The organism is Pantoea sp. CTOTU49201, assembly GCF_032054795.1.
Lineage (GTDB): Bacteria > Pseudomonadota > Gammaproteobacteria > Enterobacterales > Enterobacteriaceae > Pantoea > Pantoea symbiotica.
In genome coordinates, this window is sequence record NZ_DAMBSA010000084.1 from 1 (window position 1) to 13,452 (window position 13,452).

Annotated in this window: 16 protein-coding genes; 4 read left to right on the forward strand and 12 right to left on the reverse strand. The window is 54.3% G+C overall.

The genetic code is table 11. The features are described 5' to 3' along the window. Both RTY00_RS08410 and RTY00_RS08415 read left to right on the forward strand, forming a co-directional pair. A partial coding sequence (locus RTY00_RS08410; protein ID WP_312664110.1) for an SIS domain-containing protein occupies positions 1 to 243 on the forward strand: 243 nt, incomplete at its 5' end. Between the two features lie 55 nt (positions 244 to 298). Then, entirely contained in the window at positions 299 to 547 is a 249-nt protein-coding gene (locus RTY00_RS08415; protein ID WP_312664111.1) for a YfhL family 4Fe-4S dicluster ferredoxin, read from the forward strand. Here RTY00_RS08415 and acpS read toward each other — a convergent pair. From acpS to rpoE, 11 genes are all read right to left on the reverse strand, one after another. Beyond that, positions 544 to 924 carry a holo-ACP synthase gene (gene acpS, locus RTY00_RS08420; RefSeq protein ID WP_061718003.1) on the reverse strand — a complete coding sequence of 127 codons (381 nt, stop codon included), beginning with the start codon at positions 922 to 924 and terminating at the stop codon, positions 544 to 546. The genes RTY00_RS08415 and acpS overlap by 4 nt on opposite strands. Next, positions 924 to 1,655, reverse strand: a complete 732-nt coding sequence (gene pdxJ, locus RTY00_RS08425) for a pyridoxine 5'-phosphate synthase (protein WP_008101508.1) — start codon at positions 1,653 to 1,655, stop codon at positions 924 to 926. The genes acpS and pdxJ overlap by 1 nt, the downstream gene beginning before the upstream one ends. A gap of 70 nt (positions 1,656 to 1,725) precedes the next feature. Next, positions 1,726 to 2,454 (reverse strand): DNA repair protein RecO, encoded by a 729-nt coding sequence (gene recO / locus RTY00_RS08430; protein ID WP_008101510.1) that lies wholly within the window; start codon positions 2,452 to 2,454, stop codon positions 1,726 to 1,728. Between the two features lie 3 nt (positions 2,455 to 2,457). After that, on the reverse strand, positions 2,458 to 3,363 hold the full coding sequence (gene era, locus RTY00_RS08435) for a GTPase Era (protein ID WP_008101512.1): 906 nt from the start codon (positions 3,361 to 3,363) through the stop codon (positions 2,458 to 2,460). Positions 3,364 to 3,412: 49 nt separating this feature from the next. Then, the gene (gene rnc, locus RTY00_RS08440; protein ID WP_036620136.1) at positions 3,413 to 4,093 is read right to left on the reverse strand and encodes a ribonuclease III; all 681 of its coding nucleotides are present in this window, start codon (positions 4,091 to 4,093) and stop codon (positions 3,413 to 3,415) included. 118 nt (positions 4,094 to 4,211) lie between these two features. After that, a complete protein-coding gene (lepB, locus tag RTY00_RS08445; protein ID WP_312664112.1) occupies positions 4,212 to 5,183 on the reverse strand; it encodes a signal peptidase I in 972 nt (323 codons plus the stop codon). Positions 5,184 to 5,192: 9 nt separating this feature from the next. Beyond that, entirely contained in the window at positions 5,193 to 6,992 is a 1,800-nt protein-coding gene (gene lepA, locus RTY00_RS08450) for a translation elongation factor 4 (protein WP_008101519.1), read from the reverse strand. Positions 6,993 to 7,210: 218 nt separating this feature from the next. After that, the gene (gene rseC, locus RTY00_RS08455) at positions 7,211 to 7,675 is read right to left on the reverse strand and encodes a SoxR-reducing system protein RseC (RefSeq protein WP_312664113.1); all 465 of its coding nucleotides are present in this window, start codon (positions 7,673 to 7,675) and stop codon (positions 7,211 to 7,213) included. After that, positions 7,672 to 8,628 (reverse strand): sigma-E factor regulatory protein RseB, encoded by a 957-nt coding sequence (rseB, locus tag RTY00_RS08460; protein ID WP_008101523.1) that lies wholly within the window; start codon positions 8,626 to 8,628, stop codon positions 7,672 to 7,674. Before rseB ends, rseC begins: the two co-directional genes overlap by 4 nt. Next, a complete protein-coding gene (gene rseA, locus RTY00_RS08465) occupies positions 8,628 to 9,284 on the reverse strand; it encodes an anti-sigma-E factor RseA (RefSeq protein WP_008101525.1) in 657 nt (218 codons plus the stop codon). The genes rseB and rseA overlap by 1 nt, the downstream gene beginning before the upstream one ends. 27 nt (positions 9,285 to 9,311) lie before the next feature. After that, positions 9,312 to 9,890 (reverse strand): RNA polymerase sigma factor RpoE, encoded by a 579-nt coding sequence (gene rpoE, locus RTY00_RS08470; protein ID WP_007886161.1) that lies wholly within the window; start codon positions 9,888 to 9,890, stop codon positions 9,312 to 9,314. Positions 9,891 to 10,331: 441 nt separating this feature from the next. Here rpoE and nadB point away from each other — a divergent pair, with 441 nt between their 5' ends. After that, positions 10,332 to 11,969, forward strand: a complete 1,638-nt coding sequence (gene nadB / locus RTY00_RS08475; protein WP_312664114.1) for an L-aspartate oxidase — start codon at positions 10,332 to 10,334, stop codon at positions 11,967 to 11,969. On the opposite strand, the gene trmN is transcribed toward nadB, so the two are convergent. Beyond that, a complete protein-coding gene (trmN, locus tag RTY00_RS08480; protein WP_008101529.1) occupies positions 11,935 to 12,684 on the reverse strand; it encodes a tRNA(1)(Val) (adenine(37)-N(6))-methyltransferase TrmN in 750 nt (249 codons plus the stop codon). The two genes, nadB and trmN, sit on opposite strands and share 35 nt — an antisense overlap. 141 nt (positions 12,685 to 12,825) lie before the next feature. Here trmN and RTY00_RS08485 point away from each other — a divergent pair. Continuing rightward, the coding region (locus RTY00_RS08485) for a DEAD/DEAH box helicase (RefSeq protein WP_312664115.1) at positions 12,826 to 13,452 on the forward strand (627 nt) is incomplete at its 3' end.

Genomic DNA, 13,452 nt, shown 5'->3' on the forward strand with positions numbered 1-13,452 from the left:
GCGCAAGTTGGTGCCGATGTGCTCGCCTTCACCGGTTTTACGCCGAATGCTCTGCAGCACCGCGCCACAGTTTGCCTTTACACCGTGGCGGAAGAGCAGAGCACGCGCAGCGCGGCGATCTCGTCGACCAGCGCGCAGCTGGCGCTGACCGATCTGCTGTTTATGGCGCTGGTACAAAACGATCCCGAACGCGCCTCCAGCCACATTCGCCACAGCGAAGAGTTGGTGAAAAAGCTGGTCTGATGAGATGAGGCGCGTATAATACCCGCGCCTTTTCTGCTGTTATTGGAATTCCGCTATGGCCCTGCTCATCACCACTAAATGCATCAATTGCGATATGTGCGAACCTGAATGCCCAAACCAGGCAATCAGCTTAGGCGATGCGATCTATGAGATTGATGTCGACCGCTGCACCGAGTGCGTGGGCCATTATGATGTGCCGACCTGCAAAAGCGTCTGCCCGATTGATAACACCATTATTCTTGATCCACAGCACCCGGAAAGCCGCGAGGCGCTGTGGGAGAAGTTCGTGGTGTTGCACCCTTAGTTCTCGATAATCACCGTTGCGCAGGCATAATGGCGTTCATCCGCTAGCGTCACATGCACGTGCTTCACGCCGAGCTGGCTGGCAATCACTTTGGCCTGCTCAAAGAAACGTAATCCCGGCTTGCCCAGCGCATCGTTATACACTTCGAACTGATTGAAGGCTAGGCCACCGCGAATGCCGGTGCCGAAGGCTTTTGCTGCCGCCTCTTTCACCGCAAAACGTTTGGCAAGAAAGCGCACCGGTTGCTGGTGCGCCTGATATTGTTGCCACTCGGCTTCGCTTAATACGCGGCGCGCCAGACGGTCGCCGGAGCGCTCAATGACGCCTGCAATGCGCTCAATCTCTACGATATCGCTGCCAAGTCCGAGAATTGCCATTAGCGACGCGCTTCCCGCATCAGCTGCTTCATTTCGCTGACCGCATCAGCCAGACCGCTGAACAGCGCGCGACCAATAATCGCATGGCCGATATTCAGCTCATGCATTTCCGGCAGTTCAGCAATTGGCTGTACGTTGTGGTAGGTCAAACCGTGGCCGGCATTCACTTTCAGGCCAAGGCTGGCGGCGAAAGTCGCAGCTTTACGGATGCGCGACAGCTCAGCCTGACGCTCAAGACCTTCGGGTGCTTCGGCATAAGCGCCGGTGTGAATTTCGATGTAAGGCGCGCCGCTGGTAACCGCTGCTTCAATCTGGCGGTGATCGGCATCGATAAACAGTGACACCAGAATGCCGGCGTCGCTCAACAGTCGCACCGCCGCATTGATTTTATCCTGCTGACCCGCCACATCCAGCCCGCCTTCGGTGGTCACTTCCTGACGCTTTTCCGGCACCAGACAAACGAAATGCGGCTTAATTTCGCAGGCAATGTCGATCATCTCGTCAGTGACCGCCATCTCCAGATTCATACGCGTCTGGATGGTGTCACGCAAAATGCGTACATCGCGATCGGTGATATGGCGGCGATCTTCACGCAGATGCACGGTAATGCCGTCAGCGCCGGCCTGCTCAGCAACAAACGCGGCCTGCACCGGATCGGGATAGTTTGTGCCACGTGCGTTACGTACGGTGGCAATGTGGTCAATGTTGACGCCTAACAGCAACTCAGCCATGACAATCCTTAAATGTGTTCAGTGTGTTTGCAGTGTACCGCGCTGAATATATCAGGCGGTACGACCAGCGCTAGTCGTTTGCCACATCTGGTTTCTTTTTTGGCACAAACTGGCGAAACAGTTCCTGACTCTTTAGCGGTTTGCCGCCAAGATAGGGCTTCAGTGCCATACGCGTAAAGCGTTTAGCGGCGCGCAATGTATCGGCATCGGGGAATTCGCGTTCCCACAACGCCCGCAGCTGGCGGCCGGTAAAGCTACGCTGATTGACCACCAAACTGGCGATAAAGCCCTTCTCTTCGCGGTAGCTGTAGGTCATGCCATCGGCAACCTCTTCGCCGCTGCCGGCGCAATGCAGAAAATCCACGCCGTAGCCGAGATGCCCAAGTAGCGCCAGCTCAAAGCGGCGTAGTGCCGGTTCAGGCGAGCCGTTGCCTGCCGCCAGCGTTTGGATGCAATTCAGGTAATCGAAGAACATGTCGGAGAAGGGAATTTGCTGCTCCAGCACGCGCGACAGCAGCTCGTTGACGTAGAGTCCGCAATAAAGCGTGATGCCGCTGAGCGGCAATGCCAGCGAAACGGCTTCGGCATTGCGCAGCGTTTTGACGTCACCGCGTCCGCCCCAGCGCACCAGCAGTGGCGTAAAGGGTTGCAGTGCACCTTTTAATTGAGAGCGCCGCGAGCGGGCACCTTTGGCAAGGACGCGGACGCGCCCTTCACTTTCGCTGAACAGATCGAGGAGCAGGCTGGTTTCGCTGTAAGGGCGACTGTGCAGCACAAAGGCGCGTTGCCAGCCTTCCATCAATTAACCTTCGTCAGAGTAACCTAAGCTGCGCAGCGCACGTTCATCGTCCGCCCAGCCAGATTTCACTTTAACCCACAGTTCGAGATGCACTTTCGCTTCAAACATCTCTTCCATGTCTTTACGCGATTCAATGCCGATGGTTTTGATCTTGGCGCCTTTATTGCCGATGACCATTTTCTTCTGGCCTTCGCGCTCAACGAGGATCAAGCCATTGATGTCGTAGCCACCGCGATCGTTAGAAACAAATTGCTCAATTTCAACGGTAACGGAGTAAGGCAGCTCAGCGCCAAGGAAGCGCATCAATTTTTCACGGATGATCTCAGACGCCATAAAGCGCTGTGAGCGGTCAGTGACATAATCTTCCGGGAAATGATGCTCAGATTTTGGCAGGCATTTGCGCGCAATCGCCGCAATAGCATCTACGTTTTTACCACTTTCCGCAGAGATCGGGACGATTTCTAGGAAGTTCATCTGCTGGCTAAGGAACTGCAGATGCGGCAACAGAATGCTCTTGTCCTGAATGTTGTCGACTTTATTGATCGCCAATACAACCGGGACTTTGTTATCACGCAGCTTGTTGAGCACCATCTCGTCGTCTGGCGTCCAGCGCGTGCCTTCAACTACAAAAATTACCAGCTCAACATCACCAATGGAGCTGCTGGCAGCACGGTTCATCAGGCGGTTGATCGCCCGCTTCTCTTCCATGTGCAACCCTGGCGTATCCACGTAAATTGCCTGATAAGCGCCTTCGGTGTGGATGCCCATGATGCGGTGACGCGTGGTTTGCGGCTTGCGTGAAGTGATCGACACTTTCTGCCCCAGCAACTGGTTCAGCAAAGTGGATTTACCGACGTTTGGTCGGCCTACAATCGCGACAAAGCCGCTATATGTTTCGAGTTCGCTCATTCGAGTCCTGACTTGGGCAGCGTCGCTTTCGACGCTGCGATGTGACTATTTATTCGAGGCCAAGCTTAATTAACGCCTGTTCGGCGGCTGCTTGCTCGGCTTTACGGCGGCTGGAGCCAATGCCCACCACCGGTTCTGCCATGCCACTCACCTGACAGTGAATGGTGAATTCCTGATCGTGGGCTTCGCCACGCACCTGCACCACCAAATACGATGGCAGCGGCAGATGACGTCCCTGCAAATACTCCTGCAGGCGCGTTTTCGGATCTTTTTGCTTATCGCCCGGACTGATCTGTTCCAGTCGTGAGTGATACCAGTCGAGAATTAACTTTTCGACGGTTTGAATGCTGCTATCAAGGAAAATGCCGCCAATCAAGGCTTCAACGGTATCCGCGAGAATCGATTCACGACGGAAACCGCCGCTTTTCAGTTCGCCCGGACCGAGGCGTAAACATTCGCCAAGGTCGAACTCTCGCGCCATCTCCGCCAGCGTATTGCCGCGCACCAAGGTGGCACGCATGCGGCTCATGTCGCCTTCATCCACACGCGGGAAGCGGTGATAGAGCGCATTAGCGATCACGTAGCTGAGAATTGAATCGCCAAGAAATTCAAGACGTTCATTGTGTTTGCTGCTGGCGCTACGATGCGTCAGTGCCTGCTGCAATAAATCCGGATGAGTAAAAGTGTAGCCCAGTTTGCGCTGCAGCTTGTTAATGACGATGGGGTTCATGCTATTCCAGTTGTTCTGTGCGTCTATCACTGCATACGAAACAGGGCTGAGGTTCCAACCTGTTCTGTTTGGTGTGCACTGGCCTCCCGAAAGAGAGGCCAACCTTTTTTGAAGCTAATTAGTGAATCCCACCAATGCGGCTAAAGCGCACGCCGGTCGGCCACTGTCCTTCTTGTTTCTCGAAGCTCATCCAGATAGCCACCGCTTTGCCGACCAGATTCTTCTCGGGCACAAAGCCCCAGTAGCGGCTGTCGGCGCTGTTATCGCGGTTATCGCCCATCATGAAGTATTGACCTTCTGGCACAATCCAGGTCGATTGCGGCTGGCCAGGCTGCTGATAATACATGCTTGCCTGACTTTGCGCTTCGTTTACCAGCAAGATATCGTGCGTTACGTTGCCCAATGTCTCTTTACGGGTGCCGAGACGCAGGCCGCCCTTCATAGTTTCGCCCTGCGGCGCCTGGAAGAAGCCGTTACCGGTTTCATTGCCATCAAAGCCGCTGAAGGTCTGAATGAAGTTGCTTGGCTCAACGTTAGTGTAAGTCACCGGCAGCGCAGTGTCGCAATTGCCGCTGCTGCAACCCGGATTGATGGTCAGGGTTTTGCTGTAAGGATCAAACACCACTTTGTCGCCTGGCAAGCCAATCACGCGCTTGATGTAATCCACGCTCGGATCTTTCGGGTATTTGAATACCGCGACATCACCGCGCTGCGGATGCCCAGTTGGGATCAGCGTGGTTTGAGTAATCGGATCTTTAATGCCGTAAGCAAACTTCTCCACCAGGATGAAGTCGCCAATCAGCAGCGTTGGCATCATTGAGCCCGATGGAATCTGGAACGGCTCAAAAATAAACGAACGTACGATCAATACCACCGCCAGCACCGGGAACACCGATGCGGTGGTTTCTACCCAACCCGGCTGCGCGGCTACTTTCGCCAGCGTTTTACTGTCGAGTGCGTTGCCAGCCTGCGCTTGCGCAGCAGCCTGCTTCGCACGACGCGCCGGTGCCCATTTAAAGCGATCGATACACCAGATAACGCCAGTGATCAGTGTTGCGATCACTAAAACCAGGGCGAACATGTTAGCCATTAAAAATCCTTATTTGCTGTCTTTACCGACATGCAGAATGGCAAGGAATGCTTCCTGCGGCAGCTCAACGTTGCCGACCTGCTTCATTCGCTTCTTACCGTCTTTCTGCTTCTGCAACAGTTTCTTCTTACGGCTCACGTCACCGCCATAGCATTTCGCCAGGACGTTTTTACGCAGCTGTTTTACCGTTGAGCGAGCGATAATGTGGTTGCCGATTGCCGCCTGAATCGCAATATCAAACTGCTGACGTGGGATCAGATCTTTCATCTTCTCCACCAGATCGCGGCCACGATATTGTGAGTTATCACGGTGAGTAATCAGCGCCAGCGCATCAACACGTTCTGAGTTAATCATCACGTCGACACGCACCATGTCAGAGGTCTGAAAACGTTTGAAGTTATAATCCAGCGAGGCATAACCGCGCGAGGTTGATTTCAGACGGTCGAAGAAGTCGAGAACCACTTCCGCCATCGGAATCTCATACGTCAGCGCAACCTGCTTGCCGTGGTAAACCATGTTGGTCTGCACGCCACGTTTTTCGATACACAGCGTAATGACGTTGCCGAGGAACTCCTGCGGCAGCAGCATGTGACACTCCGCAATCGGCTCACGCAGCTCGGCAATATTGTTCAGCGGTGGCAGCTTCGACGGGCTATCAACGTAGATAGTTTCGCCGTCGGTGGTTTCCACTTCATACACTACGGTTGGCGCGGTGGTGATCAGATCCAGATCGTATTCACGCTCCAGACGCTCCTGAATGATCTCCATATGCAGCAGACCGAGGAAGCCGATGCGGAAACCGAAGCCCAGCGCCGTTGAGCTCTCTGGCTCGTAGAACAGTGACGCATCGTTGAGGCTCAATTTGCCCAGCGCATCACGGAACGCTTCATAGTCGTCAGAGCTGATCGGGAACAGACCGGCGTAAACCTGTGGCTTCACTTTTTTGAAGCCTGGCAACACTTTCTCCGCCGGATTGCGCTGCAAGGTTAGCGTATCGCCCACTGGCGCGCCGAGGATGTCTTTAATCGCACACACCAGCCAGCCTACTTCACCGCAATTCAGTTCATTGCGATCAACACGCTTCGGCGTAAAGATGCCGAGGCGGTCAGCGTTATAGCTTTGACCGGAGCTCATGACTTTAACTTTGTCGCCTTTGCGCAGCGTGCCGTTCTTAATACGAATCAGCGATACTACACCAAGGTAGTTATCGAACCAGGAATCGATGATCAGCGCCTGCAGCGGACCTTCCGGATCGCCTTCTGGCGGCGGGATGTCACGCACCAGACGTTCCAGCACGTCGGGCACGCCGACGCCGGTTTTCGCCGAGCAACGTACCGCATCGGTCGCGTCAATGCCGACGATATCTTCAATCTCTTCTGCTACACGCTCTGGATCGGCGGCAGGCAGGTCGATTTTGTTCAGTACCGGTACCACTTCCAGATCCATTTCCATTGCGGTGTAGCAGTTTGCCAGCGTCTGCGCTTCAACGCCCTGCCCTGCATCGACCACCAGCAATGCTCCTTCACACGCCGCCAGCGAGCGGGAAACTTCATAGGAGAAGTCAACGTGACCGGGAGTATCGATAAAATTGAGCTGGTAAGTTTCACCGTTCAGCGCTTTGTAATCGAGCGTCACGCTCTGCGCTTTAATGGTAATGCCGCGCTCACGTTCCAGATCCATGGAGTCCAGAACCTGCGCCGCCATCTCACGATCGCTCAGGCCACCACAAATTTGAATCAAACGGTCAGAGAGCGTTGATTTGCCGTGGTCAATGTGAGCGATGATGGAGAAATTTCGTATGTGCTTCATTTATATGAATATCTTCACGTAGAAAATCAGTGGGAAACTTGAGCACGGACACATTCAGGAAAGTGAGCTTTACCCGGAACCCTGTCGGCCTCATTAATGACGACGCATATTACACTGTTAACGCCGCGCGTTAAAGAATGGAACTGTGGGGAATCGCAACAGATTTCAGCGGTTAAGCCGATTGAGAAAGGCCGCATCAAATGCGGCCTGGACGGGGATCACGCTTCGCTTTCCACGCGCAACGCTTCAGGCGGTAACGCAATGCTAAGAATCACCGGCTGGAAAGCCTCGCGATCGCCGAAGAGTTTGGATACACCTTTCGCAACGATAAAGCCGCCAATGCCGCCCAACAGCGCGCCACAGGCCGCAGCCAGATCGCTGGCAAACAGCATCTGAAAGATGCCCGCCACTAAAAACAGGCCAAACAGCGGCGTCATGTAAACCAGCAAAGCGGAACCTAATAAGCTGCTTTCGCGGATGCCTAACTCAATGCGCTGGCCGGGTTGCAACGGCTCGGCGCTGGCGATAGTCATCACGTGGGCATTTTTCGGCCCCAGCTGATTAAGCGCGTGGCTGCCGCAGCCTTTACGCGCTGAGCAGCTGTTACAAGACGTTTTCGCTTCCGTGTGCAGCGTGGCAATGCCTTCTTTCCACGCCACCACGGTGGCCCATTCTCTCATCATTTTGGTGAACCCGAATCTATGCTGTCCGCAATACGTTTGGCAGTGGCTGGCGGCAACTCGCCCACCACCGTGATTTCGTTATTATTGCGTACTTCTGTCTGCACCGTACGACGCCCAGTGCGCAATGCCTGCACGCTGCTGCTTTTATCGGCTGGCGTAACGTTGATGGCGAAGCTAAACAGGCCATCGCTGTACAGGCGCGATTCGACAGTTTTATTCATCGATGGGATATCACGGCGGCTTTGTGAGATCAGTTTCATGCCAGCCGGGAGCCAGCCTGGCTGCCAGCTGAGTTCAACTTTGTCACCCGCCGGTAAAGACAGCGATGGCGGCAAGTTGGCTTTCTCCAGCCCTTGCATCAGATTGCGCACGCCTTCATCGACGGCAAAGCTGATGACGCGGAACTGCTCCAGCGTTTCACCGTCACGATCGAGCAGATCAATGCGCAGCGGCAATTTGGTATCCACATCCAGCCACACGACATAGCTGTAGCGCGTGCCATCACGTGACACGATGCGCACCACTTCACACATTTGATCGGCCATGCGCGAACGGCCAACCGGAATGAAATCGTAGGCTTCGCCCAAACGGGAGAAGTCGGCGAACATCAAACCGGGTAACGCATCGATGATGTGATTGCCCGGCAGCGAGAAGGGATCTAATCCCGGCTCGAAATAGCTGATGTCGTTTCCGCGCTGGATCACTTCACGGCGCGGCCCGTCCATCTGCAACAGTTGGGCGAAGATACGATTGTCGATAACCGCGTGACGATAACGCAGAGATTCAATGCCGAGACGCGAGACATTGATGTAGGCAAATTCGTAGTTGAGGTTCTGGCTTGCCTGCTCCATCTGTTGTAACAACGCCCCGGACGCAGAGGTCTGCGCCGAGGCGATAGATGAGCAAAACAGGCTGCCTGCCAGCAGGCTAACGGCACACCAAAGCTGCTTCATTACTGCTGCTGAGTTCCTAACGATTGATTTCCGGGAACATTAGCCTGAGCCTGTTGCGGATCGTTTTTCTCAAACTGAACCTGATCGGCATGCAGACGACGTTGCAGTTCATAATCCTGCAGCATGGCATTCACGCGACGACGCTGTTCCTGCACCTGCTGATTAGAGCTGTTGGTGTCAAAAGCTTCAGAAGGCACGCCTAAGCTCACAGGAGAAGCTTTACCCATCATCGGCAGGGTGTTGAATGCCGGTGAATCGGACGCTTCCGTCGCGCTGCCGGTTGGTGAACTATTGTAGTGCTGAACACCGACAATCACCGCCAGTGAAACACAGGCAGCAACACCGACTTGCGTCAGCTGTGCCGCCCAACTGCCACCGCGACGCCAGAACGGCATCTTCTCGTAACGTGACGGCTCAGGCTGCGCTTCAGGGATCAGCGGAGTGACTTTGCGTGCCGGCTCGTTTTCGATGGCCGCAGCCACACGTGCGGAGATATCAAAATGCAGCACTTCTCCGATATCACCTCGTAAGGTGTCGCGGATGAGATGGTAGCTTTCCCAGCTTTGCTGAAGATCCGCATCCTTAGATAACGACGCCAACAGCTCGTTATCTAAAGTTTCACCATCCATTAAAGCGGAAAGTTTTTCTTTCTGCATGCCTTGGTACCCTTCCAGTAGCCGTTATCACTGACGTTGGATAAGCGGTTGAACTTTATTATCAATAGCCTCTCGTGCACGGAAGATACGCGAACGTACGGTACCGACCGGACAATCCATGATGACGGCAATCTCTTCGTAACTCAGGCCATCCAATTCCCTGAGGGTAATGGCCATACGAAGATCTTCGGGAAGCGCCTCAATGGTACGAAAGACGATTTGTTTCAGTTCCTCAGACAACATTAAGTTCTCAGGGTTCGAAATTTCTTTCAGTGCACCTGCACTTTCGAAATTTTCCGCATCAATCGCATCCACATCACTGGATGGCGGACGTCGCCCCTGAGCAACCAGATAATTTTTCGCTGTGTTAACCGCGATGCGGTACAGCCATGTATAAAAGGCGCTGTCGCCACGGAATGATTCCAGTGCGCGATACGCTTTAATAAAAGATTCCTGAACCACATCAGGCACATCGCCTGACGGAACATAGCGTGAAACCAGGCTCGCCACTTTATGCTGGTATCGAATCACCAGTAAATTAAAGGACTTTTGATCTCCCTTCTGAACCCGCTCAACGAGAACCTGATCCGTTAACTGCTCGCTCATCCGAGGTAATATCTCCCCAAAACTTTTTTATGCGTAAGTGAACTGCCAGCACATCTCATTGTTCTGAGCAAGCATGCGCTTAGAGTGACCAAATGGTCTGAAGTTCACTACGACCAGAATTTTTCCGTATCGGAACCACGACATCATTGTTGTTGATTGTCTTTCAGTGTAGCGACTTGCCACGCTGGTGGTGTCTTTTGCGGCACCGATAATCGCTGGCAGAGTACCTTATGACGCCGTCATTTTCACCTTTATTACCTGAATTTTCAGAGTGTTTGATATAAAAAACACATTGTGCTTAATTTCAGAGTTAACTTACTGAATTCACGTTATTATCTCCCTCTGCTGAATAATTTTTCCGCGCAATTTGTTCAAAATACTTCACAGCATCCCCATCCGGGCTTATGCTCAAGCCACCTTTTGTTTAGTAAATTAAACACCATGACTTCTCTCCCGGAATATCAGTGTGATGTCCTCATCGTCGGCAGCGGTGCGGCAGGTTTATCGTTAGCGCTGCGCTTAGCGCCGCATTATCAGGTTACCGTGCTGAGTAAAGCGCAGGTGAATGAGGGCTCAACGCTGTATGCGCAGGGCGGGATTGCAGCGGTGTTTGACGAAACAGACAGCATCGAATCACACGTTGAAGACACGCTGGTTGCTGGCGCAGGCTTATGCGACCGCGATACGGTGAGCTTTATCGCCAGCAACGCGCGTCACTGCGTGCAGTGGCTAATTGATAATGGTGTCGCCTTCGATAAAGAGCCGCAGGCTGATGGCGAAGCGCGTTATCACCTCACGCGCGAAGGCGGACACAGTCATCGCCGCATTCTACACAGCGCCGATGCCACCGGCCGCGCGGTGGAAACCACGCTGGTAAGCCAGGCGTTGAGCCATCCCAACATCCGCATTATAGAGCGCACCAATGCGGTGGATTTGATTCTCTCCGATAAGCTTGGCCTGCCCGGCAAGCGTCGCGTGGTTGGCGCGTGGATCTGGAACCGCAAGCGTGAACAGGTGGAAACCTGTCGCGCGCGCGCCGTGGTGTTAGCTACCGGCGGCGCAGCGAAAGTCTATCAGTACACCACCAATCCGGACGTAGCGTCTGGTGATGGCATTGCCATGGCATGGCGCGCCGGTTGCCGCGTGGCGAACCTCGAATTCAATCAATTCCATCCCACCTGTTTATTCCATCCGCAGGCGCAAAACTTCCTGCTGACGGAAGCACTGCGCGGTGAAGGCGCCTGGCTGTTGCGTCCTGACGGCACGCGCTTTATGCCTGACTTTGATCAGCGTGCCGAGCTGGCGCCGCGCGATATTGTGGCGCGCGCCATCGATCATGAGATGAAACGGCTGGGCGTCGATTGTATGTATCTCGACATTAGCCACCAGCCAGAAAGTTTTGTGCGCGCGCACTTCCCGATGATTTACGAAAAGTTGCTGACCTTTGGCCTCGATCTCACCAAACAGCCGATTCCGATTGTGCCAGCCGCGCATTACACCTGCGGCGGTGTGATGGTCAACCAGCAAGGCCGCACTGACGTAGATGGGCTGTACGCGATAGGTGAAGTGAGCTATACCGGCTTACATGGCGCAAACCGTATGGCGTCTAACTCCTTGCTGGAGTGCCTGGTTTACGGTTGGTCAGCGGCTGAAGATATGATCGCCCGCTTGCCGGACGTCGCGGCGGTCGAGCATCTGCCCGCGTGGGATGAAAGCCGCGTTGATGATGCCGATGAACGCGTAGTGATTCAGCATAACTGGCATGAATTGCGGCTATTCATGTGGGATTACGTGGGAATTGTGCGCACCACCAAGCGTCTGGAGCGCGCACTGCGACGCATTAATTTGCTGCAACAGGAGATTGATGAGTACTACGCGCACTTCCGTCTCTCTAACAATTTGCTTGAGCTGCGCAATCTGGTGCAGGTCGCCGAACTGATGGTGCGCTGTGCGCTGGAGCGGAAGGAGAGCCGAGGGCTGCACTTTACCCTCGACAATCCCGATCTACTGGATGAGGCGTTACCGACCATCCTGCAGCCCGAAGTTAGCGAAACAGGTAAAAGTCTTTCACCAGGCTGAGCCAGTCGGCTGAATAGCTTTTATCTTCATCACGAATGGCGAGACGTTCCAGCAACGTTTCGCCGGCGGAGGGAGAAAAGCCCAACACCACGCGATTCGGCGGGCGCTGCGCATAGGCGGCGACATCGTAGCGATAACGCAGATGCCAGCCATCCGCCAGCGCCAGTGAAATCAATGCTTCGCCAGCTTCAGCCGGCAGCACCACGCAAAATAGCCCTTCTTCTTCAATCAACTGGGCGGCACAGCGCAGCAGCGTGAGATGGTCGAGCGTGGCGGTGCTGCGTGCGGTATCACGCGCGATACTGCCTGTTGCCATGCCGGGTGCAAAAAACGGCGGGTTACTGACGATGAGTGAAAAGCGTTTTTCACACTGTTCGCTCCAGCTGACAATATCCTGATGATGCACATGAATGCGATCTGCCCACGGCGAGGCCTGCATATTTTCCTGCGCCTGCTGCGCTGCGCTGGCTTCCAGTTCGACCGCATCAATCTCTACCGAATCGGGCGTGCGTTGCGCCAGCATCAGCGCAATCAACCCGCTGCCGCAGCCAATATCAAGGATGCGACGTGCGCCTGCCACTGGCGCCCAGGCCCCGATTAACACGCCATCGGTGCCGACTTTCATCGCACAGCGATCGTGCGCCACGAAAAATTGCTTAAAGGTAAAACCATCTTTTCTTAACGTCGGCCGCACCTGCGGCTGGTCCTGAGACATACTTCACTACCATTGAATTTTTTACTGCCGGAAGTGTAACGTGGTGGCGATGGGAATTCACCTGCGCCTGTAATACCTACACAAACAGATGAAGATTATATTCGTTCTGTCTATAATCAGCGCCCCAAACTGAGGTAGACCATGACCGTAACCACATTCTCCGAACTCGAACTCGACGAAAGCCTGCTACAAGCTTTGCAGGAAAAAGGCTTTACTCGCCCTACTGTTATTCAGGCCGAGACCATTCCTGCCGCGCTGGAAGGCCGTGACGTTCTGGGTTCGGCTCCAACCGGGACGGGGAAAACTGCAGCGTTTTTGCTGCCCGCTTTACAGCATTTGCTCGATTTCCCGCGCAAGAAATCAGGCCCACCACGCATTCTGATCATCACCCCAACGCGCGAACTGGCGATGCAGGTTGCCGATCACGCGCGCGAACTGGCTAAACACACGCATCTGGATATCGCCACCATCACCGGTGGTGTGGCGTATATGAACCATGCCGAAGTGTTCAGCGAAAACCAGGACATCGTTGTCGCGACTACTGGCCGTTTGCTGCAGTACATCAAAGAAGAGAACTTTGACTGCCGCGCAGTAGAAACGCTGATTCTTGATGAAGCTGACCGCATGCTCGATATGGGCTTTGCGCAGGACATCGAGACCATCGCCGCAGAAACCCGCTGGCGCAAACAGACGCTGCTGTTCTCGGCGACGCTGGAAGGTGAGCACATCAAAGACTTCGCCGAGCGTTTGCTCAACGAGCCTATATTT